Genomic DNA, 23,507 nt, shown 5'->3' on the forward strand with positions numbered 1-23,507 from the left:
ATTTCATTATGAATCAAAAAGACTGTTGGAAATTAATTCCCGACAGTCTTTTTGATTCATAAATGTCTAATTTTTACTTCGATTTATAAACCACCCCATCCTTCATCACAAAAGTAACATTCATCATCACTGTGGGATCTTTTAATGGATCTGAATCTACGGCAATAATGTCAGCCAGTTTTCCAACTTCAACAGAACCGATCTGATCTTTCATACTTAATATTTCGGAATTCGTGCGTGTTGCAGCGAGCAACGCTTCTGCCATCGGCATTCCTGCTTCGGTCATGTAAACAAATTCTTTTGCATTTTTTCCATGTACATAAACACCCGCATCTGTACCGAAACCGATTTTAACGCCAGCCTTATACGCTTTTGCAAAAGATTCCTGGATCATCTTTCCGGTTTCTAACGCTTTTGGAACAACAAGCGGATGATAATATCCCGGAATCTTGGCAGAATCCGAAGCAGTTTTACCGGCAATAATAGTCGGAACAAGATATGCTCCTTTTTCCTTGAAAAGTTTGATACACTCATCATCCAGGAATGAACCATGTTCAATCGTCGTAACGCCGGCGCGTAATGCACGTTTCATACCTTCTGCTCCGTGTGCGTGTGCCGCTACTTTTAGTCCATAATCATTCGCAGTTTCAATCAATGCTTTTAATTCATCTGGTTGAAATTGCGGTCCTTTCCCGTTTTTGGCGATACTCAATACACCGCCGGTTGCCGTGATTTTGATCCAGTCAACACCATCTTTATACCGTTGACGAATGGCCTGACGTGCTTCGTCCGGGCTATTGATCACACCGTCAAGAGCTGCTGGCGGAAGTTGTAGTTCCGGCTTGATACCGTTTGAAGGATCTCCGTGTCCACCGGTTGTTGCAATCGTTTTTCCGGAGGTTAGAATTCTCGGACCTACAACCACACCTCTGTTGATTGCATTTCGCAAAGCAATATTAGCGCCGCTTCCACCCAGATCTCTTACCGTTGTAAAACCAGCCATTAACGTAGTCACCCCGTTTTTCTGTGCGTCAAAAGCGACATCAGCCATATTTTGCTGAATTCTTTTTTGAAACTGGTCCTTGCTTGTTTCTCCTTCCAGATGGACGTGCATATCGATCAATCCGGGCAAAACAGTTTTACTTTTCAGGTCGATCACTTTATCTGCCGAAAGTGCGGCCGAATAACCGTTTTCAATTGAAATAATTTTATTTTTTTCAACAATAACAGTGACAGAAGACCTGACAGAGCCATTGGTACCATCAAACAAATTGCCGCAATAAATAACAGTGCGCTGGGCAAATACGCTGCTGACAGAAAAAACTGCAAGAAAAGCTAGGTAGACAATTTTCATAATAAGATGTTTTTGAGAAGAAATTGCGCTTTTCCGTTGATAGTAAGTTACTGAACGTAAGGCTTATAAACATACCGATTGGAAGGCTTTAATCAAAATTTAAAATGCCCTCAGAATTTTTTAAAAATATTTTTAAAACTGACTAAGGGTCAGCCCGTTTTCATACGACTTGGTTTTAAATTGATAATTAAAATCATCACATGAATCAACCTGTCCCGTCTGCTTTCCTGTTGGAGAAATACCTTAATGATCAATGCACTGCTCAGGAAAAAGAACTGGTAGAAAAATGGTATGCATCAATAAATGGTAAAACTGATTATCTGGATACGCTTTCTGATGCCGAACAAATTCATTTACAGGAAGAAACCTTTGCCTACATAAAAACGCAGATACAAAAGACGGAAATCAAAACACAAACAATCTCTCCGACTTTTATCTGGCTAAGCGGAATTGCAGCTTCACTCTTAATAGGATTAGGATTTTACTTTCTTAATCAGCGCCGGGAAAATATCTCTCAAATTGCGGCTTTTGATACTAAAAAAGAAAGCATTTCAGATACAATTTATTTTCGGAATAACGAGCCACGTATGGTGATGCACAAACTTCCGGATGGAAGTTTCGTGTGGATGCATGATAATGCCGCGATTTCTTACCCAAGAAATTTCCAAAAGGACAAAAGAACAGTAACGTTTAGCGGCGAAGGTTTTTTTGATATCGCACATGACAAAACACGGCCGTTCCTGATTCAAAGTGGTGAGGTGAAAATTAAAGTATTAGGAACCCGCTTCAATGTTAAAGCATTAGAAAAACAAAAAATGCTGGAAGTATCTGTCGTTTCCGGTAGCGTCTCGGTAAGCGCCCCTGGCGAAAAGTCCACACAGGAAGTGATCTTAAAACCTCAGCAAAAGGCATTTTTCGAGCCAAAATCAAAACGACTTACGTTTTTTGAAATACCAAGCCAGGCTAAAAAAGAAATATTTGAACCGGTAACGATTGTATTTGAGGAAACGCAGCTTACTTCTGTGATCCAGCAATTGGAGCAGCGTTTTGACACACACATTCTTCTTGTGAACCCGGATATGAATCGCTGCAAACTGACAGCGGATTTCGAACAACAATCCCTTCCGGTTATCCTTGAAATGCTATGCACTTCACTGGAAGCAAGTTACACCATGTCGGAGAATACCATTTTGATTGATGGAAAAGCTTGTAAATAAAAATTAATAACCCGCTTACTTAACCCAAAACCACCGACCTCATGAAAAAAGATTTTACTATTCCACCCTGACTTTCCGAGCATAAAAAGGCCGGATGTGTACCACCACACCCGGCCCAAACTTGCTTATTTCCCCCAATGATTTCTCATTTCACGTACCACCGTGAGAGAGGAAATAAAATGTCCAATAGTTCTAACAATCAGACAATCAAAATTATGCAAAAATCAGTACGTAACAAGCCGATCAACTGGCAAAAACTTATGCGCATCGGATTGCTTCAATGGATCATGGCCGCTTTACTTGCAAGCTCTGGCTACGCAAGAGAAAGTTCGGCGCAGTCTATCCTGAGTAAGGATATGACGCTGCGGTTAGACAACGTTACGCTCAAAGAAGCGTTAGGACAAATTCAGAAAAAAACGGATGTAAAGTTTGTGTACAGCAGCCGCGTTTCTCTGCAAAGTAAAATCAAAATTGACGTAGAACACCAAAAACTTTCGAATGTTCTGGATCAGCTGCTGACTCCACGCGGAATCAGTTATAAAGTAATTAATGAACAAATTGTGTTGGCCAGCACTCAGCAAAAAATTGTAATGCTAATGCCCGATATCGATTCAAAAATGCGTGAGCTGACCGCTCCGGCAGAGATCAATATCAAAGGAACAGTACTTTCAGCTGACAATAAAGAACCACTTCCCGGTGTAAGTGTTGTGGTAAAAGGCACGCAGCGCGGTACTTCCACAGATGCCAAGGGAGCTTTTGAAATTGATGTTCCTAACTCGGAAGCTTCACTTATTTTCAGTTTTGTAGGGTATCAAAGTCAGGAAGTTCTGGTGGGAAATAAATCCTCAATCAGCGTTTCACTGGCAGTGGATACCAAGTCTTTGGATGAGCTTGTCGTGATCGGATACGGAACCGCTAAAAAGAGCGATCTTTCAGCCGCTGTGTCCTCCGTGCCCGACATGGCTCAGATCAAAAACCGTCCCGTATTGGATGTAGCGAATATGATCCAGGGAAAAGTGCCCGGTGTAACAGCGATCAGTAACGGAGGGCACCCGGACCAGACACCCAATATTACAATCCGTGGTACAGGTTCACGCGGCGGTGAAAGTGTTTTGTATGTTGTGGATGGTGTGCCAAATGCACCTTATAATCCGTCGGATATTGAATCCATTACCGTTTTAAAAGATGCAGCCTCTGCCGCAATTTATGGAGCATTTTCAGGATCAGCCGGGGTAATCCTTATCACAACAAGACAAGCGGCTGCCGGAAAACCAAGTATTGAATATTCTGGTTTCCGCGGAATCAAACAAGCCTGGAAATTGCCAAATTCGCTTAGCGCAGATAAAGAAGCGGCTGTATCAAATCTGGCTTTCACAAACGCGGGCCTTACTCCGCTTGATGGCTGGGATGCTACAAAAAATCCTTATGCGCAGGTTACACGTACAAACTGGATTAATGAAATTTTCAGAACCGGAATCATTCAGAGACATAATATCAGTATCAACGCAGGAACTGATAAATTCTCAACTTTATTCCAGGGACGCTACGAAAAAAATGAAGGAACGTTATTAAATACGTTCAGCCAGAACATTTCTATGCGTTTTAATACCTCTTACAAATTCACTGAAAACCTGAAATTCCGTCAGGAATTGTTTTGGAATAATAGTGACAGCCGCGGAACAGAAACGGCCAGCGGATATAGCGGAACAATTTTGTCGGCGATGTACATGCCGCGTTCTGCATCGGTTTATTATGATGACGGTTCTTTCGGTGGCGTTGGCCCAAGAGATTCACAATATCTGGGTATTCACGGTGACGCGATCAACCCGGTTGCTACGCTTCTTCGGTACAAACCTTACAATAAAGGAAATGACATTCAGTCGGTATCTGAACTTTCGTACGCCAATATTATTCCGGGATTATCCTTTTTGACCCGTTTCTCTTATCGTCAGAAATCATCGCTTTATAAAAACTTTACCCCAAAAAGAACAGAACCGGGTAAGCCAAATAATCAGAATACGTTAAGTTATTCAACAGACCGCTCGTATAACTGGATTTGGGAAAATACGTTGAACTATTCCCGCGTATTTGGCAAACATAATGTGGGCGCCATGCTTTCTACAACTTCACAGGAAAATGCTTCGAAAGGCTTTTCTGCTACTGCAAGAGATATTTCGGATGAAGAAAACTGGGCTCAGTTTTTCATCAACGCAAGTACATTCACCTCCGACAGACCAACCGATTATGACTGGAAAGACCGTAACGTATCTTACGTTGGAAGAGCTTCATATAGTTTTGCAGACCGTTATTTTGTAACAGGCAGTTATCGTTATGACATCGCCGGCAGACTTGCAGAAGGATACCGTGGAAAAGGTTTCCCGGCAGCAACAGCGGCCTGGAAAATCAGTTCCGAACCTTTCTTCAACGTTCCGGCTGTGGATTTGTTAAAAATCAGAGCAAGCTGGGGACGGATTGGTAACATCGGATCGGTTGGCCGTTACTATGGTTACTCTACGTTGAGTTCAAGTTATACGTATCAGGTTGGTGACGGCGGTGTTTATTCAAGAGCACTTTACGTTGAAGCATTGAAAAATCCGAAACTATCATGGGAAACATCGCAGCAAACCGACATCGGTATTGACATCTCGCTGATGAAAGAAAAACTAACACTTTCTGCGGATTATTTTGATAAACTGACTTACAATCTGATCAAGCAACAAGATACTGACTGGACAAATACCTACGGCTTTGGAGCTCCTTTAATCAATCAGGGAAAAATAAGCAACAAAGGTTTTGAACTGGTTGCTACCTGGAAAGACCGCGCAGGGGAATTGGGTTATGAGATCAGTGGTAATATTGCTACGCTTAAAAACCGGGTTGAATATATTGATAATAACCCTAATTCAGTCTGGGTGCATCCGGACGCGTGGAGAGGGACGATCACGCCATACCGCTCAACCGTTGGACAACCCTATTATTCTTACTGGCTTGTTAAAACAGATGGAATTTTCAAAACCAACGAAGAAGCAAATAACTATACAGTGAACGGAACAAAAGTACAGCCAAATGCTCAGGCAGGCGACTTGAAATTTGTAGACCAGAACGGTGACGGAAAAATCGACGATAGCGACAGAGTTTATATGGGTAACGCTTTCCCAAAAATCACTTACGGATTTACTACTAACCTTAACTGGAAATCTTTCGACCTAAGTATGTTTTGGCAAGGAGTAGGTGGCGTAAAAATTTTCCATGCGTTTAAAGAATCTACTTTGAATGCTTCGGAGCAGGGGTACAACCGTTGGGATAAAATTCTGGATGCCTGGTCACCAACAAATACAGGATCCAGCATTCCAAGAATTTCGGCCAGTGATGCAAATAAAAACTTCCAGACAGCTTCTGACTGGTATCTGGAAAGCGGAAATTACGTGCGTTTGAAAAGCTTGATTATCGGATACACGGTTCCTAAATTCATAAAAGGTGCAAGTTTAAGAGTGTATTTGAGCGGAGATAATTTATTGACATTCACGAAATATTCAGGAATGGATCCCGAAGTAGGAAGTACGCTGGTGAACGGTTCTTACACCGCACCAGGCATGGATGGCGGCCAATTCCCGGTTTCCCGTGTATACTCAGCAGGTTTAAAGCTTAAATTCTAACATTCCGAAAATTATGAGATTATATATAAAACATTCGATTTTATCAGGCATGGCGCTTATGCTAAGTCTGACTGCGTGTGATGAAAAATGGGTTGATACCAAACCAAACGGAGAATCAACAACGGCTTACTTTTGGGATAGCGAAGATGATGTGATTAAAGGCGTGGCTTCGATGTATGTTGCGATGCGTGACGAAGAAACCTGGGGACGTAATCTTTTTTGGGTTCAAAATGCAAGCGACGATTTAATCGTGGGGAGATCAAAAGCGGATGGAGAAAACATCAAAAACTTTATTCCGTCAGGTAACGAAGGCTATCTGACAGGCGGCTGGAATGATTTGTATTCGATGATGAATAAAGCAAATCAAACGATTGAAGGCGTTAAAAAGGCTACCAATGTGAGCGATGCTGTAAGAAATCGTTCTTTGGGGGAAGCCTACTTTGTACGTGCTTTTTCTCATTTCTGGATAGCCTATATTTGGGGACATAAAAATCAGGGTGTTCCTTATGATGGTATTGAAAATGCTGAATTCGGTCTGAGAATTCCTCCGCAGCTTCCTTCAGTAACCGATAATTATGCTCAGATCATCAGCGACTTGCAAAAAGCGGCGGATCTTCTTCCTTTGTTCCAAACCTTCGGAGCAGCCGACAAGGGAAGAGCACACAAGGCAGCGGCCTGGGGATATATGGTGAAAACCTATGCATATTGGGCGCAATACGACAATACCAAATGGGCTGCGATTCCTGATATTGCGGATAAAATCAAAAATGAAGGTGGACGCGCTTTGGTAACGGGACAAGGAAGTAACCTTGCCAATTACAAAGCTGTTTTTAAAGCAGCCAATAACTGGAGTAGTGAATATATCTGGTCGGTAACTTCCGGCGTTCAGGGAGGTTCTGAATTTCCGGGTGTTGTCATGGAAAATAAAGGATGGGGAATTTACAATGGCTGGGGTTATTTCCAACCTACTGCTGAGCTTTATGACGAATATGAAGCAAACGATCCGCGCCGTGAAGCAACGATTTTGAAATTTGGAGACAAGTTTACTTTCTTCGGTGTTGAGCGTGCTTACTTTTCAACGAATAGCCTATCGGGTTTCCAGATCAATAAATACATGGATCCGTATAGCAATGGTACAAACCAGGATCCGGGAACAAATACGCAAATTAACCAGAACGGCGACTACCCTACTACCACACTGAATTTGCCACTGATGCGTTATGCGGAAGTGCTGCTTTTCAAAGCGGAAGCACTAATTCAGCAAGGTAAAAACAGCGAGGCGGCAGCTCCTTTAAATGAAGTTCGTGCGCGTGTTGGTCTCGCGCCAATTACCGCACCGACGCTTGCCAACCTGAAACATGAACGCCGTGTGGAACTGGGTTGTGAATGGACCGACCGTTTGGCAGATTTGAAACGTTGGGGTGATTATGATAAAATAAACGCCCCACTTCATGGCCGCATTCATACCAACAAAACTGATCCTGCTTCCACTTTTACAGTGCAGCAGGTTTGGCCGGCAAGGACTTTTACGGCTGCAAAATTGGCCTGGCCGATCAGTCCAAATGAAATTGCAAGAAGTAACGGTGCTTACAAACAAACACCGGGCTGGTAAAATATCAGTTTGAAAATTAAGAAAAGAAAGGCGTTGGATGTAAATCCGGTGCCTTTCTCTATTTTACACCAAACCGGAATAACACAATTTATACTATAAATAAAACATTTATTTTGAAACTAATTATAGTCAAAATTGTAATATAAAACGATTTAGCTTTCGCTGTTATGATATCATTAAACTAAACGTGTTTCTTAATAAAACCATAACATTATAAATGCGATAATAACTTTGATGTAAAATACCTTTGAGTTATAAATGTCACGAAAGCCAGATTGTAATAGATTAAGTATTCAAATTATTTTTTAATTCGAAAGGCACTTAACATTCTAAAACAAGGACAAAATATAGTATAGAAATTCCCTCCGCTTTATTTTCAAACAGGAAACTATTTTAGTTTTATTTAAAGAAAAATTAATACTTTTATCGACTATCTTCTATCGAATATTTAAGAAAACAGATTGACCCCGATTACTTTTGTCTAACAGAATATGGATACTTTATATACCAAACCTGACGCAGCACAAGACAAAAGTGAAGATAGAATTGCTTTTGAAATGTTGTTTAACAGAAACTATTCCAACCTTGTTTATTTTTCTTTCAACATGGTTAAGGATAAAGGCGAGGCTGAAGATATTGCGCAAGATGCCTTTATCACCTACTGGAATCGCAGAGAGGAAGTCGCCGGGGATCTAGATGCAATCAAAAGTTTCCTGTATACAACCGTTAAAAATGCGAGTCTGAATTTATTAAGACATCAAAAAGTAATAGAAAAATTCACGCTGCATCTTCCTGAACTTGTTGACGATAAAAATATTATCAATTCGATTATTCAGTCTGAGGTATATTCCAAAATTCATTACGCGATTGAATCCCTTCCACCGGCTTGCCAGCAAATTGCAAGAATGAGTTATCTGGATGATAAAAAGAATAATGAAATAGCAGAGGAATTGGGAATATCGGTCAATACCGTAAAAACTCAAAAACAACGCGCGATGCAGCTTCTGCGTCCACAATTTACAGCTGAGATTTTCAGCCTTCTTATCCTTATCTTTTTGAAATAAGCAAGTTTACATCTTCTTTCTCAAATTTATAATACTTCACAAATAACAGATAATCCTGTTACTCTGTGATAGTTACGATTAATTTAATCTAAATATTTCTTTAAATAAAAATATTTCTCTAAAACCTTTCACCCCAAATATCATTCTGCGTGTCTTACTAATAAAGAACAAAAGCCAGGAATGAAAGCACCTTTTGAAATCGCAGATTTAATTTTCAAATATCTTAATGGAGACCTTTCCGTGGAGGAAAATAAGGTATTGCAGGATTGGCTGAACGAAGACATCGCGAACCAGATCACGCTGAATGAATTGCAGAACAAAGACAAAATGGAAGAAAGTCTGCAATTTTTCGAATCGATTGACCATAAAGCTGCCTGGGAAAATATCAATGAGCAAATTGAGAATCCAGTTATTCCTCATTCTTTCTGGTCTTTCAATAAATTCTTCAAATACGCGGCGGCAATACTGATAACCGGTTTTGTTGGTTATGCTTTTTTACACAAAAAAAACAATGCTGATACAGCTATTGCAAAAACCAAAAAGCCGCAGACTTTAAAAAATGATGTACTTCCCGGAGGTAACAAGGCTACTCTGACCTTGGGAGACGGCAGCGTAATAACCTTGGAAGACATGGAAAATGGAACTTTCAAAAAGGAAAACGGCGTAAAGATCAGCAAAAAAGAAGGTCAGCTTGTTTACGAAATCCTGCCCGCAGAAAGTAACAGTACCATCACATACAACACAATTAATACGCCAACAGGCGGCCAGTACGAGATATTACTTCCGGATGGAAGCAAAGTATGGCTCAATTCCAGGTCTTCACTACACTTTCCAACTGCATTTTCGGGTAAGGAGCGCAAGGTTGAATTAACTGGCGAAGGATATTTTGAAATAAGTAAAAACAAACAAATGCCTTTTGTTGTAGAAGCTGGAAAAACACATGTTGAAGTCTTAGGAACTCATTTTAACGTCATGGCTTACGACAACGAAGCTGTTTCTAAAACTACCTTATTGGAAGGCTCTGTAAAGGTTGGAAATGGGGAAAATAAAAAATTACTGAATCCTGGTCAGCAAGCCATAGTCGGATCGCAGATTCGTGTGCGAGCAGCCGATTTAGAAGAAGCAGTAGCGTGGAAAGAGGGTTATTTCCAGTTTGATAATGAAGACCTGACAACGATTATGCGCCAGTTGCAAAGATGGTATGACGTGGATGTTGTGAACGAAAAACAGATTCCGGATAAACATTTCACGGCGATGATCTCCCGCAATAATACGCTGTCAAAAGTATTGAAAATGCTTGAAATGTCAGGAGAATTAAAGTTTGAGATCGAAGATAAAAGAATTACAATCCGGGAAAAATAATCAGAAGAAATAGTAATTCTGGAAAACCGATAGCCGGCCAGGGCTACCGGTCCGAAAGGATTATTAAACAAGTGTACAGTGCGAACCATAAACTTTTAAATCCAAACATCGTAAAACTATGAAATTAAAGCTACTCTTCAAAAGTAGTAGACGTATCAGCCTTATTCCATCCAAAATTCTATTCATGATGAAATTAAGTGCTTTCCTACTAGCCGTGGCCTGTATGCAGGTAAGTGCGGCGGCCGTTTCTCAAAAACTTTCCGTTTCTGTGGAGAACGCTCCACTGGAACATGTGATCAAAATTATCCAAAAACGCAGCGGTTATCAGTTCATTTTCAATAATGAATTGTTGAAAAAAGCCAAACCTGTTACGATGCGTATTTCCGACGGTTCGCTTGAACAGGTTCTGGAACAATGTTTCAATAATCAGCCGCTCACGTACAGTCTGATGGAAAGAACTATTGTGGTCAAACCGAAAATTCCGGAGGTAAAAACCCAGATAATTCCTGTTCAGGCGCCGCTGATCGACATTAGCGGAAAAGTTTCTGACGAAAAAGGTGATGGCCTGCCAGGTGTGAGTATCATCGTAAAAGGTACACAGCGCGGAACGACCACGGACGGTGAAGGGCAATTTAAACTGGATCTGGCGGAGGGTGACAAAGACGCTGTTCTGATTTTCAGCTTTGTTGGTTACATCACAAAAGAGCTGCCGATTGGCACACGGACGACTTTCAACATTTCTCTGGATGCCGATACCAAAGCTTTGGAAGAACTGGTTGTCGTGGGTTATGGTACGCAGAAAAAAATGAACCTTACCGGCGCTGTTGATCAGGTTACGAGCAAAGTATTGGAAAACCGCTCGCTTCCTAATCTCGCACAGGGTTTGCAAGGCGTTATTCCTAACCTTAACCTGACAATGGGTGACGGAAAACCTACACAATCGCCTTCGTACAACATTCGTGGAGCAACTTCCATCGGACAGGGAGGAAGTGCACTGGTTTTGATAGACGGCGTCGAAGGTGATCCAAGCCGGATTAACCCTAATGACGTCGCCAGCGTTTCTGTTTTGAAAGATGCTGCTTCGGCTGCGATTTATGGCGCAAGAGGTGCATTTGGTGTTGTTTTGATTACTACAAAATCGCCCCAAAAAGACAAAACAACTGTGAGTTATTCACTGAACCATTCGATCAAAAGTCCGATTGCTGTTCCTGATTTCGTGACAGACGGATACACTTTTGCTAAAATGTTTAATGAGGGATGGAGCGCCTGGAATGACTATTCTCAAACGCCACAAAACGTAAATAAAACGGTAAAATTCTCACCGGCTTATCTGGCTGAATTTGAAAAACGTTCGAAAGATCCGAGTTTACCAAAAACGGTTGTTGACCCGGTTACAGGTGAATACGTTTATTACGAAAATACGGATTGGTACAAACAATTATACAAAAAAACGACAAGTGCTACGGAACACAACTTATCAGTTTCCGGTGGAAGCGGCAAGGCAGATTTCATGGTGACAGGCCGTTATTTCGGTCAGGATGGGCTTTTTAAGTATAATTCCGATGATTACAAAATCATGAGTTTGCGTGTAAAAGGCTCTGTTCAGCTTTACAAATGGCTTAACATATCGAACAACGCCGACTTCTCTTCCATGAAATATCACAATCCGCTTAACGTCGGTGAAGGTGGTTCTATATGGAGAAATATTTCGGATGAAGGCCACACAATGGCTCCGATGTTCAACCCGGACGGAACACTTACATATTCCGCCGCGTACACGGTTGGAGATTTTTATTATGGCAAAAACGGTATCAATACGAACAAACGTGTTTTCAGAAATACAACCAGTTTTTCTTCACAGTTTTTCAATGATGTGCTGAGAATCAAAGGAAATTTCACCTACCAGAATACAGACAACAACGATTATCGTACGCGCGTACCTGTTCCTTACAGCCGCAAACCGGGGGTTATTGAATACGTTGGAACAAATTATAACGATCTCCAAAACTTGCTGCGCAACACCCAATATACGGCTACCAATATCTATGGTGAATTTGAACCGAAAGTTGGCACAAATCATTATTTCAAAGTATTGGCGGGCTTCAACCAGGAACAATCGCTTTACAAAGAGCTGCAAGTTGTTCGTAACGGATTGATTTATGAAGGCGCGAGCGATATAAATCTTGCGCTTGGACAAACCATTACAACCGGTGGCGGATATGATAAATGGGCAATTGCCGGTGGTTTTTACCGTGTAAATTATTCGTTTAAAGAAAGATATTTGTTAGAATTAAACGGTCGTTATGACGGATCTTCCAAATTCCCTTCCAGCCAGCGCTTTGCATTTTTCCCGTCTGTTTCAGCAGGATGGAGAATCTCTAACGAACCTTTTTGGAAAGTATCACCAAAAGTGATTTCTGAATTAAAACTGAGAGGATCTTATGGCTCGCTTGGTAATGGAAATATCACGTCCTATTCATTCCAGGACAAGTTTAAAATTGAACAGTCAGGCCGAATTTTGAACGGTGTCAGACCGCAAAAAACAGGACAACCGACTGTTTTGCCAAACGGACTTACCTGGGAAACTTCAAGCACAGCTGATTTTGGTGTGGATGTATCCATGCTTGCCAATCGTTTGACATTAAATGCTGATGCTTACCAAAGAAAAACCACCGGCATGTTCACAACCGGTATGACGTTACCTGCTGTTTTCGGTACCGATGTACCAAAGGGAAATTATGCCGATTTGACAACAAAAGGCTGGGAAGCGGCCATTACCTGGCGCGATCAGTTCACAGTTGGTTCAAAACCGCTAAACTATTCTGTTCGTCTGACTGTGGCGGATTACACAGCCAAAATTGACAAATATAATAACCCGGACAAAAGGCTTACGGATTATTATGAAGGTCAGAAACTGGGCGAAATCTGGGGATTTGTGAACGATGGTTATTTCAAATCAGCTGACGACATTACCAATTCTGCGAAACAAATCTTGTACAAAGCATCCACAACAGGAAAATTGCTTCCGGGTGATATCAAGTTTAAAGATCTGAATGGTGACGGCGTGATCGATATCGGCGATAATACAGTTTCAAAGCCGGGTGATAAAAAAATCATTGGGAATTCACTTCCGCGTTACACCTACGGTGTGACACTTGGCGGTGACTGGAACAATTTCTTCATCTCGGCATTTTTCCAGGGCGTGGCAAAACAGGACTGGTTTCCGGGGCCAGAAGCAGCTAATTTCTGGGGACAATATAATCGTCCGTACAATAAAGTTCCGGAATGGCAATTGGGAAATATCTGGTCTGAAACTAATCCGGATGCTTACCTTCCTCGTTACCGCGGATACGTGGCGCAAGGTTCTGGTGAGCTTTCACAAAACCAGACAAAATATTTGCAGAACGTAGCTTATATCCGTCTGAAAAATATCCAGATCGGATACAATCTGCCTCATTCTTTGACCACTAAACTGAAAATGGCCAGTGCCCGTGTGTATCTGTCGGGTGATAATATTTTCACTTATTCTCCTATGTATAAAATCACAAAGGATATTGATGTGGAAAATATTGGAAGATCTGATACTGTTTTGAATCCGACTGATGATCCGTCAAAACCTAATAATGGCAACAGCGGTAATGCAAATAATTATCCGATACTAAAAGGCTTCACGATGGGATTGTCAGTTACTTTCTGAGCCGCAAAATCTAAATTTTCGAAGAAAATAAAATCAAATACTCATGAAATTTAAATTTATAGGACTGTTATTTCTGATCGGCTTGTTGGCTGGCGGATGCCAGGAACTGGATCAGGTTCCGCAGTCCACTGCTGATAATAATGCCGTTTTTAACAGTGAAAAAGGATTGGATTTGTATACCACTTCTTTTTACGATGTCCTTCCAACGGGTAACGATATCATCCGTTCCGACGAAATGAGTGATTTTGGGGCACGTTCATCTGTCCCTGATTTTTTGCGTGACGGCGCTTTTGGTCCACGTCAAAGTACAGGCTGGGATTGGAAACCGCTTCGAAACATCAATTATTTTATCGAAAACAATAACCGCCAAACCGTTTCGGCAGATGCCAGAAAACACTATACGGCTCTTGCCCGGTTTTTCAGAGCGATATTTTATTTTGAAAAAGTAAAACGCTTCGGCGATGTGCCCTGGATCAATAAGGCTGCTACGGTTGATGATCCATCTCTTTTCAATGGTCGTGATCCACGCACCATGGTAATGGATTCTGTTTTGGCTGATTTAAATTATGCGGTTGAAAATATCCGTACCACTACGGACAATAGCAGAAGTTTGATCACCAAATCAGTCGCTTATGGTTATAAGTCAAGAATCTGCCTTTTTGAAGGTACTTTCAGAAAATACCAGACTACCTATAACTTGCAGTCAACCGTCGATAAATGGTTAAATGAATCTATCTCTGCTTCTGAAAAAGTAATTAAAGAAGGAGGATTTTCTTTGAATGAAACCGGCGGAAATGAGAAATCGTATCGTCAGGTTTTCATTAATAATACACCTGTGACCAATGAAGTCATGCTGTCATACGTTTGCGATCCTGCACTGAGTGTTTATAATGATGCAAACTGGTGGTGGACAAGTTCAACTTACGGAGCGCGGTTGAGCTTTACCCGCACTTTTGTAAATACATACCTGAATGCAGACGGAACACCGTTTACCAATAAGGCCGGACATGAAACGATGACTTTTGCGCAGGAAGTGAAAGGCCGCGATAAAAGATTACAGCAAAGCATCCGGATGGGAAGTTACAAACGGATCAATGGTGGAAAAGAAGAAGCCGCACCACCCGTTTTCTCCTATACTTACACAGGTTATCAACCAATAAAATGGACATTGGATGACACTTATTACGATGGAGGAACAAGAAATATCAACTCCATTTCTACCATGCGTTATGCGGAAATTTTGTTGAATTATGCAGAAGCAAAAGCAGAACTGAACAAATTAACAGATACAGACTGGGCATTAACTGTGGGCGCGATTCGTAAAAGAGCAGGCATAACGGGAGGACTTTCTGCCGTTCCGGCTATTGTTGATCCATATTTGCAAACGAATTATTTCCCTGGAATTTCCGATCCGGCTATTCTTGAGATCCGCCGTGAAAGAGGCACTGAATTGTGTCTTGAAGGTTTCCGCTTTTATGATATCGTTCGCTGGAAACGCGGTCCGTTGATGGAGCAAAAATGGAATGGTTTCTATGTTCCTGCATTGAATCAACCTATGGACCTTAACGAAGATGGCGTGATGGATGTGGCTTTTGTAAAAGGAACGCCTGCTTCTCCGGTAGCCGGGGTAACCTATATCAATGTTGCTGAAACAATCAGCGCAGGTGCAAATCCACAAAGATTATCAAACGATACGTTCGGCGAAATTACATGGCTCAACACCGTTCCACGTAAATGGGAAGAGAAACATTATCTATATCCTATTCCTGAAACAGACCGGTTGTTCAATCCAAAATTGGGACAAAATCCGGGATGGTAGTTTGGCTATCGGCTTTCGGCGATCGGCTGTCAGATTCAGGATTAAGATAATAATCTATATTCTCATATGTTTCTGAGTCCCGATTACTGAAAGCCGATGTAAATTTTTACCCATAGAGTAAGGAGCGCGTTGTTTTTTCTCTTTACTCTATGTTTCTTTCAACAAAATTCTATTTCAAATCCTTAATTCTTTTCAAATGAAAAAATCACTTCTGATCCTGACAGCTGTTTTGTTGCTGTCGACAGCAGGTTTTGCACAAAAAACTTCAACAATTAATATCGCTTCATATAACCTGCGTTATGACAATAAAGGTGACGGAATTAACGCATGGCCAAATCGTAAGGAAATGGTAAAAGGACTGGTTCGTTTCCATGAATTTGACATTTTTGGAACACAGGAAGTGTTGATCAATCAACTACATGATGTAGCTGAACTGACCGAATTTGCATTTCTTGGAAAAGGCCGTGATGACGGAAAAGAAGGTGGGGAACATTCTGCTATTTTTTACAAAAAAGATCGTTTCAAAGTGTTAAAAAATGGCGATTTCTGGCTAAGCGAAACACCGGACAAACCAGGAAAAGGCTGGGATGCAACGTGCTGTAACCGGATTTGTTCATGGGCTAAATTCCAGGATCTGAACACAAAGAAAGAATTCTATTTTTTCAACGTCCACTTTGATCACCAAGGTGTAGAAGCGCGCCGCCAGTCAGGAATTCTGATGGTGAAAAAAATGAAGGAAATCGCAGGAAATTCCCCAACAATTTTAACGGGCGATTTCAATTCAACGCCAGAAACAGAACAGATCAAAGCTATACAAACACTTTTGAGTGATTCTCATGAAGTAACGGAACAGCCAAAATATGGTCCGGAAGGAACTTTCAACAGCTTCAAATTTGATGCTCCAATGGCAAATCGTATTGACTACATTTTTGTGAGCAAACCAATAAAAGTTTTAAAATATGGTGTATTGACTGATGCAAAAGAACAGCGTTATCCGTCGGATCATCAGCCGGTGGTTATTAAAGCTGTGATTAATTAATCAGCTTTTCGTGATCTGATTAAGTAACAAAAGCATTTAAGATCCTTGTAGTTGTTGAAGTAATATTCAATACATTACAAGGATTTATTTTTTGGTTTAATATGATTTTAAGAAGAGATTTTTTGAAGAAAACCATTCTCGGCAGCACGGCCGGAATCCTCTTACCGGAAATAATATCCGCCGATTCTTTTGATAAAAACGAAAATATTAAAAAAGGATACACATTTTTATTTCAGGGAGATTCTATAACAGATGGTAACCGAACCAGAAATACCGACTGGAACCATGTCATGGGGCACGGATTTGCCTACCTGATTGGTAGCAGATTATGGTTTGACCATCCTAAAAAAGAATTTCACTTTTTCAATCGCGGTATAAGCGGAAATAAAATCACCGATCTCGCAACGCGCTGGCAAACGGATACCCTGGATTTAAAACCAAACCTGATTAATATACTTATTGGCGTCAATGACACCGAAGCGGCTGTCAAAGGAAATAAAGAAAATACACCGCAATCATTTGAAACGGACTACCGTTCTGTTTTAGAAAAAACAAAAAAAGAATTGCCTGATGCGCAGCTTGTTCTTGGTATTCCTTTTTTGCTGCCGGTTGGACGAGTTAAGGAAAAATGGGAAATGTATCAAAACGAATTAAAGCCACGACAGGAAATTGTAAAACGTCTGGCAAAAGATTTTGATGTGATTTGTATCGATTTCCAGGAAGGTTTTGATAATGCATTGAAAACCGCTCCAGCCGATTACTGGATCTGGGATGGAATTCATCCTATGCCCGCGGGTCACGAATTAATGGCGAGGTTATGGATTAAGGAAGTGCACAAAAAACTGAAATTTGTCAAGTAAGTTTTTATTCCAAATCGCAAAAGAAAATAGCCGGACATCAGCCCGGCTATTTTCTTATTCTCTTCTTATTAAGTTATAATCTTAGCGGCTAATCCAGCTAAACTCATAAGCCAATTCAGGAATACGCGTACGGTCAGCAATACGGCGTAAACGCGCCGGCAAAGCCATCAAATAATCACGTGCTTTTTCGGCACCAGAATTAAGATCTCTTATTGTTTCGATTTCCCACTCTATAAGCAAAGATTCAAGGATTTCGATATAATCCATTGTTGTATATACTCCCAAACGCTGCGCAGCATCAGAGAAATGCGAGAATGTATCACCCATTTTCACACCAGATTCACGAAGGAAGTGAGCAGGCATTACAATTTTTTTCCTCATCATATCCTCCAAAGCCAACATCAACTCGGATGGATCAACAGCCAAAATGCGGCTAACAAATGCTTTGTAAGCTTTCGCATGACGCATTTCATCGGAAGCAATCACACCACAAATTTTTGAAAGATGTGGATTACCAAATTGTTTCGAAAGCGTTGCAGTACGACGGTGTGATACGTTCGTTGCCAGTTCCTGGAACGATGTATAAATAAAGTTGCGGTAAGGATCACGATCCGTGCCGATGTCAAAACCATCCGCGATAAGATATTGGGTAGATACCTCCATGGCACGCATGTTAACGCGTCCAGACAAATACAAATACTTGTTAAGAAGATCGCCATGACGGTTTTCCTCGGCTGTCCAGGCTCTCACCCATCTCGACCAGCCGGAAGGATTGTCAACCTGATCCACACCGATCACGTCCATTAACCATGATTCGTAGGTTGGAAGCGCTTCTTCTGTTATGGTGTCACCAATTAATACTGCTATATAGTCGTATGGCAAATCCCTGCAGCTTTCCTGCAATAATTTCACTTCACTGAAAAAGTTCTCTTTGCTGGAATCCGGCAAAAAATCAGTAGGCTGCCAATTTTGATCGATCGGTTTCAGGTATTCTGCCATCAGGGCATCGAGGTCCTTTCCTACATGTTGCATGACTTCTAGTCGTGCTGCTGAAAGTTCGGTTTCCATTGTTGATTCAATTTAACTTACAATATAATTTTACAAAGTACGGGAATTTAATGAAAGTTATACATGACAAATCTCATTTACTACTTTACAAATTTTCACAATCGGTGTACATTTGGAATATTTTAGTTAAAAAAAGGGAATGAAAAAAATTATAGACTATCTCCTGAGTACCATTTATCTTCTTCATTTCGGGCTTTCATTGCTTGTTTTTCATATTGCACAGGCCGTGGCACTCAACGTTTTCGGAAAAAAAGCACATGAAAAAGTAGTCGATTATCTCAATTTTTCTTTAACCTACGGATTATATCTAACGGGTTCCAGCGTGACTTTTAAAAATCTGGCTATGATCCCCGATGATCGTCCAATTATTTTCGTTGCCAACCACCAAAGTACATTTGATATCCCATCCATCATCTGGTTTCTAAGAAAACGGCATCCGCTTTTTGTTTCAAAAATTGAACTGGCAAAAGGTGTTCCGAGTATTTCCTATAACCTTCGAAAAAGCGGCGCAGCACTGATAAACCGTAAAGACGGAAAGCAGGCAATTGCCGAAATCTCACGACTTGGTAAACTTATAAATGACACGACGGGATCAGCAATTATTTTCCCGGAAGGAACCCGCACGGCCAGCGGAATAATGAAACCGTTTGTTCCTGGCGGCGTTGCCATGTTATTGAAACGCGCTCCAAATGCATTAATTATACCGGTGGCAGTAGATGGCACGGGACGATTTAATCCAAAAGGAATTTTCCCATTGAAATCTTTTTCAAAACTTTCCTGGACTGCTTTGCCTGCTATTGAACCAGCAGGGAGAAAAGCGGAGGAGATTTTGTTGGAAGCGCAGGAGGCGATTCAACGGGAACTGAGTTAATCAAAATTCATTTTAAATAATTCCTGTATCACCCTTTCAGGGTTTGGCAAATTCTCTAAAAGTTAGATGCTATAATAATGTCAGCCCGTCGGGCTTTGTACTTGGTCGCTATTCAAATTTATCTGACCATTTCTATTTTTTACAATCCCAAAGGGATGACATTATTATAGAAATAACTATGAATTTGATGCGAGTGAAGCCCGGAACGGGTGACATAGTTTTGGCTTGCAAAGATCTTATCACAACAAATAATAATTATATCAACCTTTCAGGGTTTGTTTAACTCCTCCCAAATTTCATCTCTATAATAATGTCAGCCCGCCGGGCTTTGCACTTGGTCGCTATTCAAATTTATCTGACCATTTCTATTTTTTACAATCCCAAAGGGATGACATTATTATAGAAATAACTATGAATTTGATGCGAGTGAAACCCGGAACGGGTGACATAGTTTTGGCTTGCAAAGATCTTATCACAACAAATAATAATTATATCAACCTTTCAGGGTTTGTTTAACTCCTTCCAAAATTTCATCTCTACAATAATATCAGCCCGTCGGGCTTTGTACTTGGCCGCTATTCAAATTTATCTGACCATTTCTATTTTTTACAATCCCAAAGGGATGACATTATTATAGAAATAACTATGAATTTGATGCGAGTGAAACCCGGAACGGGTGACATAGTTTTGGCTTGCAAAGATCTTATCACAACAAATAATAATTATATCAACCTTTCAGGGTTTGTTTAACTCCTTCCAAAATTTCATCTCTACAATAATGTCAGCCCGCCGGGCTTTGCACTTGGTCGCTATTCAAATTTATCTGGCCATTTCTATTTTTTACAATCCCAAAGGGATGACATTATTATAGAAATAACTATGAATTTGATGCGAGTGAAACCCGGAACGGGTGACATAATTTTGGCTTGCAAAGATCTTATCACAACAAATAATAATTATATCAACCTTTCAGGGTTTGTTTAACTCCTTCCAAATTTCATCTCTATAATAATGTCAGCCCGCCGGGCTTCTCTTTTTAGCTCCAAACATCTATTTGTCAAACAAAAATTACGATATTAAATAAACTAAAACTTCACTTTCAAAAAATATTAACCCTTTCAAAAAATACAATTCCTATTCATCATCCTCATATTTAACAACTTACAAAACATCAAATATTACTAATAAATCTTTCCATAATCGCTTAACAATCGTTAACAAAGCACTTTTAAACCTATGTCAATCCTTTACCTCTAACCCATGAACTTTAAAAAATATAACCATGAAAAAGATACTTCTTGTTGCCGCATTTATCGCATTTGGTTTGACTAACGCATCTGCTCAGTACAATGGCCGGGATCGCGACCGGGACTATAACCATGATTACAATCGCGATAATGCTTACCAAAATCCACGTGACAGCCACGGATATATTGTTAACGACATGCAAAGAGATGCCCGTCGCCAAATTTCAATTGGTATTGAGAGAGGAACATTAAATCCTCGTGAAGCATCTGCACTTATGCACGAATACGAACGCATCGAAGCACGTGAAAGAAAATTCAGTCACCGTGGCGGACTTAATCCAAGAGAAGAAAGAAACCTGATACAGGATTTGGAAAGATTAATGGCTGAAACACGTAGCATGAGCAGCCGACGTAACAACGACAACTGGGCAAGAAACCCAAGAGGAAGATATTAAAAATCAGTTGAAGGTTTAGGTAGTTTTGAAAAGCATTTCCCAGTTTTGGGAAATGCTTTTTTTGCCAAATACTATTTAAAAATACATTACCAATTTCACATGAGACTTTTTAAACCCTTCTTTCTCATAAAAACGATGCGCACTTTCCCTTACATTATTGGAGGTTACTTCAATTTGAAGGGCATTCTTGCTTTTTGCAAAATCTATTAATTTTTCCACCAAAGCTTTTCCGATTTCTTTGGAACGATACTGAGGTGAAACATACATTTCCTGGATTTCGGCAACTACACAAGCATGATGTAACAAAAACTGAGTATGACAACTTCCCATGCCGACCGGTTCACCGCCAAGTTCAGCGATCACATATTGAATCCGATCCTGAGCAAGATTGGTATGAAAAACGTTATTAAAAGATTCACGATCAAACTCCTTGTCTTCCAGATCACAGATCATGTTATACACTGTTTCCTCATCCTTTTCTGTTGCCACCCGAATAAATAGGTTAGAAACTGCCATATCAAAAATGCTGTAATTCAGCTGAATCGTGAATAAATAATCCTTTTTCAGGAAGCTGAGCCAATTCCACCATACCTCTGGCAACTTTGGCTGAATCAATAGCTGCATATTTTTTCAATGGCCCAACCATTACCGGATCCAGAATTTTCGCCAATACTTCACCGATTTTCTCACCAAACCGGGCTTCTCCTCCCCGATCTCCCAGAAGTAATGATGGACGTAAAATATGCAAGGTGTCATAATGTAAATCAGTCAGTTCCTTTTCAATTTCACCTTTGACACGGTTATAAAAAATGAAGGATTTCGAATCGGCGCCCATCGAAGAGACGATCAGATATTTCGAAGAGCCATTTAATTTTCCCAAACGACCAATTTGTAACGGATATTGAAAATCAACTTTTTTGAAAGCTTCTTCTGAACCGGCTTTTTTAATTGTCGTTCCCAGACAGCAGAAAATATCGTCAGCTTTGACGAGAGATGCATCCGGTTTGTCAAAATCGAAGAAAATTTCGTTCAGTTTTTCATGTTTTAAACCAGTGGCCCTTCTGGTAAGGATTTTTATTTGGTTATATATAGGTGAAGCAAGTAAATAATTCAAAACCTGCTTCCCAACAAGGCCCGTAGCCCCGATTACTAATGCTGTTTTATGAGATGAGTAAGACATGGTATAAGTTTTGGAAATTGCAATTTAAAAAGTATACCATTATGGTGACAACTATCTTTTGCAAATTCTGTTTTCCTACCCAATATTTATAGTATTAATTCTAATTTAGACGCTATTGCGGCCAGATTACAATGGTTTTTCCAGTAGTATCAGACAGATTTGCATAAAACTCTTTTGTTTCAGCTTGTGAAAATTTGCTCATATCGAGTTTTGTACCATCACAATAATAATTTACGCATCCATAACAGGACCAATAGCTCACATAGTAATTAATAACAGGCTTCCCATTAAATTCTAAAAGTTTTATGGTGGTATAATTATCCTCCCGATTATTTTTCATCTCCCGAACGAGATCCCGCAGCCACGGAATTTCCTGAACCGGATTACTGACACCACAGGCCGCAGTGTTGGTACCTTTATCATTATTGGTAACAGTCTCATTTTTTTTGCAAGAGAACAAACACAAGAAGACAAGTAAAAGAATCTCAGAGATTTTCATGCTGGACGAGATTTTGTATTTATCAAAGGACTTTCTAAACTATTAAAAGGTTGGAAAGTCAGTTGATAAATTATTTCCTGATCGAAATATTTCTCATCAGTTCTGTACCTTTTTTCAAAGTACGTTTTCAATATTAAAATTGTCAATTGTAGAATTATGTAATCAGTAAGCAGTATAATATGCGTTTGCAAGTGCTAATTCAGGCAAATAAAGAAAGGAACAATTATTGAAGTATCGTTTACAAAAAACCACTTGTAACCATGGGCAAAGAACATAAAAATACAAACGTCGCAGGAGGATCGCCGTCAAGTTCTGGTCCGGAAAATCCGGCTAATGATCCGGTTTTGCAGGAAGATGACAGCAAAAGACCATCCAAAGAAATAAAAAAAGAAGCGATCGATGAGTCAGAAAGTGAGAACATGACCAATAAAAAAGGTTATAATGAAACAGATCCAAATGTGCCGGTAAAAACAGTGAAAACTCCTTAGACTTACTATTTTACAGCAA

Annotated in this window: 17 protein-coding genes; 12 read left to right on the forward strand and 5 right to left on the reverse strand. The window is 40.3% G+C overall.

Features of this window, described 5'->3' with window-relative positions; translation table 11 throughout:
• Positions 1–73: 73 nt before the first annotated feature.
• Entirely contained in the window at positions 74–1,354 is a 1,281-nt protein-coding gene (locus FDK13_RS13810; protein WP_137340592.1) for a metal-dependent hydrolase family protein, read from the reverse strand.
• A 200-nt stretch (positions 1,355–1,554) separates the two neighbouring features.
• Between FDK13_RS13810 and FDK13_RS13815 the strand changes: the two genes are divergently transcribed.
• The 9 genes from FDK13_RS13815 to FDK13_RS13855 all read left to right on the forward strand — a co-directional run bounded on the left by FDK13_RS13815 (position 1,555) and on the right by FDK13_RS13855 (position 17,680).
• Positions 1,555–2,571, forward strand: a complete 1,017-nt coding sequence (locus tag FDK13_RS13815; RefSeq protein ID WP_137340593.1) for a FecR family protein — start codon at positions 1,555–1,557, stop codon at positions 2,569–2,571.
• Between the two features lie 215 nt (positions 2,572–2,786).
• Positions 2,787–6,227 (forward strand): SusC/RagA family TonB-linked outer membrane protein, encoded by a 3,441-nt coding sequence (locus FDK13_RS13820; RefSeq protein WP_229216037.1) that lies wholly within the window; start codon positions 2,787–2,789, stop codon positions 6,225–6,227.
• 13 nt (positions 6,228–6,240) lie between these two features.
• Positions 6,241–7,839, forward strand: a complete 1,599-nt coding sequence (locus FDK13_RS13825) for a RagB/SusD family nutrient uptake outer membrane protein (protein WP_137340594.1) — start codon at positions 6,241–6,243, stop codon at positions 7,837–7,839.
• Positions 7,840–8,330: 491 nt separating this feature from the next.
• Positions 8,331–8,903, forward strand: a complete 573-nt coding sequence (locus tag FDK13_RS13830; protein ID WP_137340595.1) for an RNA polymerase sigma-70 factor — start codon at positions 8,331–8,333, stop codon at positions 8,901–8,903.
• 180 nt (positions 8,904–9,083) lie between these two features.
• Positions 9,084–10,265 (forward strand): FecR family protein, encoded by a 1,182-nt coding sequence (locus FDK13_RS13835; RefSeq protein ID WP_137340596.1) that lies wholly within the window; start codon positions 9,084–9,086, stop codon positions 10,263–10,265.
• Positions 10,266–10,449: 184 nt separating this feature from the next.
• Positions 10,450–13,962, forward strand: a complete 3,513-nt coding sequence (locus FDK13_RS13840; protein WP_137340597.1) for a TonB-dependent receptor — start codon at positions 10,450–10,452, stop codon at positions 13,960–13,962.
• A 43-nt stretch (positions 13,963–14,005) separates the two neighbouring features.
• Positions 14,006–15,781, forward strand: coding sequence for a RagB/SusD family nutrient uptake outer membrane protein (locus tag FDK13_RS13845; RefSeq protein WP_137340598.1), 1,776 nt, complete (start codon positions 14,006–14,008; stop codon positions 15,779–15,781).
• A 196-nt stretch (positions 15,782–15,977) separates the two neighbouring features.
• A complete protein-coding gene (locus FDK13_RS13850; RefSeq protein WP_137340599.1) occupies positions 15,978–16,820 on the forward strand; it encodes an endonuclease/exonuclease/phosphatase family protein in 843 nt (280 codons plus the stop codon).
• Between the two features lie 101 nt (positions 16,821–16,921).
• Positions 16,922–17,680: an SGNH/GDSL hydrolase family protein gene (locus tag FDK13_RS13855; protein ID WP_137340600.1), complete on the forward strand. Its 759-nt coding sequence runs from the start codon at positions 16,922–16,924 to the stop codon at positions 17,678–17,680.
• Between the two features lie 81 nt (positions 17,681–17,761).
• Here the strand turns inward: FDK13_RS13855 and FDK13_RS13860 are convergent, their stop codons facing one another.
• Positions 17,762–18,748 carry an acyl-ACP desaturase gene (locus FDK13_RS13860; RefSeq protein ID WP_137340601.1) on the reverse strand — a complete coding sequence of 329 codons (987 nt, stop codon included), beginning with the start codon at positions 18,746–18,748 and terminating at the stop codon, positions 17,762–17,764.
• A gap of 139 nt (positions 18,749–18,887) precedes the next feature.
• Here FDK13_RS13860 and FDK13_RS13865 point away from each other — a divergent pair, with 139 nt between their 5' ends.
• Together FDK13_RS13865 and FDK13_RS13870 are read left to right on the forward strand one after the other, a co-directional pair.
• The gene (locus tag FDK13_RS13865; protein ID WP_137340602.1) at positions 18,888–19,619 is read left to right on the forward strand and encodes a lysophospholipid acyltransferase family protein; all 732 of its coding nucleotides are present in this window, start codon (positions 18,888–18,890) and stop codon (positions 19,617–19,619) included.
• A gap of 1,282 nt (positions 19,620–20,901) precedes the next feature.
• Positions 20,902–21,321: a hypothetical protein gene (locus tag FDK13_RS13870; protein ID WP_137340603.1), complete on the forward strand. Its 420-nt coding sequence runs from the start codon at positions 20,902–20,904 to the stop codon at positions 21,319–21,321.
• Positions 21,322–21,396: 75 nt separating this feature from the next.
• Here the strand turns inward: FDK13_RS13870 and FDK13_RS13875 are convergent, their stop codons facing one another.
• The 3 genes from FDK13_RS13875 to FDK13_RS13885 form a co-directional block, all read right to left on the reverse strand.
• Positions 21,397–21,837 (reverse strand): GNAT family N-acetyltransferase, encoded by a 441-nt coding sequence (locus FDK13_RS13875; RefSeq protein ID WP_137340604.1) that lies wholly within the window; start codon positions 21,835–21,837, stop codon positions 21,397–21,399.
• A 1-nt stretch (position 21,838) separates the two neighbouring features.
• Positions 21,839–22,501 carry a Rossmann-fold NAD(P)-binding domain-containing protein gene (locus FDK13_RS13880; RefSeq protein WP_137340605.1) on the reverse strand — a complete coding sequence of 221 codons (663 nt, stop codon included), beginning with the start codon at positions 22,499–22,501 and terminating at the stop codon, positions 21,839–21,841.
• A gap of 112 nt (positions 22,502–22,613) precedes the next feature.
• A complete protein-coding gene (locus FDK13_RS13885; RefSeq protein ID WP_137340606.1) occupies positions 22,614–23,000 on the reverse strand; it encodes a hypothetical protein in 387 nt (128 codons plus the stop codon).
• A gap of 260 nt (positions 23,001–23,260) precedes the next feature.
• On the opposite strand from FDK13_RS13885, the gene FDK13_RS13890 reads away from it, so the two are divergent.
• Positions 23,261–23,488 carry a hypothetical protein gene (locus FDK13_RS13890; RefSeq protein ID WP_137340607.1) on the forward strand — a complete coding sequence of 76 codons (228 nt, stop codon included), beginning with the start codon at positions 23,261–23,263 and terminating at the stop codon, positions 23,486–23,488.
• Positions 23,489–23,507 lie beyond the last annotated feature (19 nt).

This window comes from Dyadobacter frigoris (assembly GCF_005280585.1).
Taxonomy (GTDB): Bacteria; Bacteroidota; Bacteroidia; order Cytophagales; family Spirosomataceae; genus Dyadobacter; species Dyadobacter frigoris.

Coding starts and splice junctions, on each gene's coding strand:
- FDK13_RS13835 (WP_137340596.1), top strand. CDS start 9,084: ATGAAAGCACCTTTTGAAATCGCAGATTTAATTTTCAAATATCTTAAT.
- FDK13_RS13810 (WP_137340592.1), bottom strand. CDS start 1,354: ATGAAAATTGTCTACCTAGCTTTTCTTGCAGTTTTTTCTGTCAGCAGC.
- FDK13_RS13815 (WP_137340593.1), top strand. CDS start 1,555: ATGAATCAACCTGTCCCGTCTGCTTTCCTGTTGGAGAAATACCTTAAT.
- FDK13_RS13850 (WP_137340599.1), top strand. CDS start 15,978: ATGAAAAAATCACTTCTGATCCTGACAGCTGTTTTGTTGCTGTCGACA.
- FDK13_RS13855 (WP_137340600.1), top strand. CDS start 16,922: ATGATTTTAAGAAGAGATTTTTTGAAGAAAACCATTCTCGGCAGCACG.
- FDK13_RS13865 (WP_137340602.1), top strand. CDS start 18,888: ATGAAAAAAATTATAGACTATCTCCTGAGTACCATTTATCTTCTTCAT.
- FDK13_RS13875 (WP_137340604.1), bottom strand. CDS start 21,837: ATGGCAGTTTCTAACCTATTTATTCGGGTGGCAACAGAAAAGGATGAG.
- FDK13_RS13870 (WP_137340603.1), top strand. CDS start 20,902: ATGAAAAAGATACTTCTTGTTGCCGCATTTATCGCATTTGGTTTGACT.
- FDK13_RS13845 (WP_137340598.1), top strand. CDS start 14,006: ATGAAATTTAAATTTATAGGACTGTTATTTCTGATCGGCTTGTTGGCT.
- FDK13_RS13840 (WP_137340597.1), top strand. CDS start 10,450: ATGATGAAATTAAGTGCTTTCCTACTAGCCGTGGCCTGTATGCAGGTA.
- FDK13_RS13820 (WP_229216037.1), top strand. CDS start 2,787: ATGCAAAAATCAGTACGTAACAAGCCGATCAACTGGCAAAAACTTATG.
- FDK13_RS13880 (WP_137340605.1), bottom strand. CDS start 22,501: ATGTCTTACTCATCTCATAAAACAGCATTAGTAATCGGGGCTACGGGC.
- FDK13_RS13830 (WP_137340595.1), top strand. CDS start 8,331: ATGGATACTTTATATACCAAACCTGACGCAGCACAAGACAAAAGTGAA.
- FDK13_RS13825 (WP_137340594.1), top strand. CDS start 6,241: ATGAGATTATATATAAAACATTCGATTTTATCAGGCATGGCGCTTATG.
- FDK13_RS13890 (WP_137340607.1), top strand. CDS start 23,261: ATGGGCAAAGAACATAAAAATACAAACGTCGCAGGAGGATCGCCGTCA.
- FDK13_RS13860 (WP_137340601.1), bottom strand. CDS start 18,748: ATGGAAACCGAACTTTCAGCAGCACGACTAGAAGTCATGCAACATGTA.
- FDK13_RS13885 (WP_137340606.1), bottom strand. CDS start 23,000: ATGAAAATCTCTGAGATTCTTTTACTTGTCTTCTTGTGTTTGTTCTCT.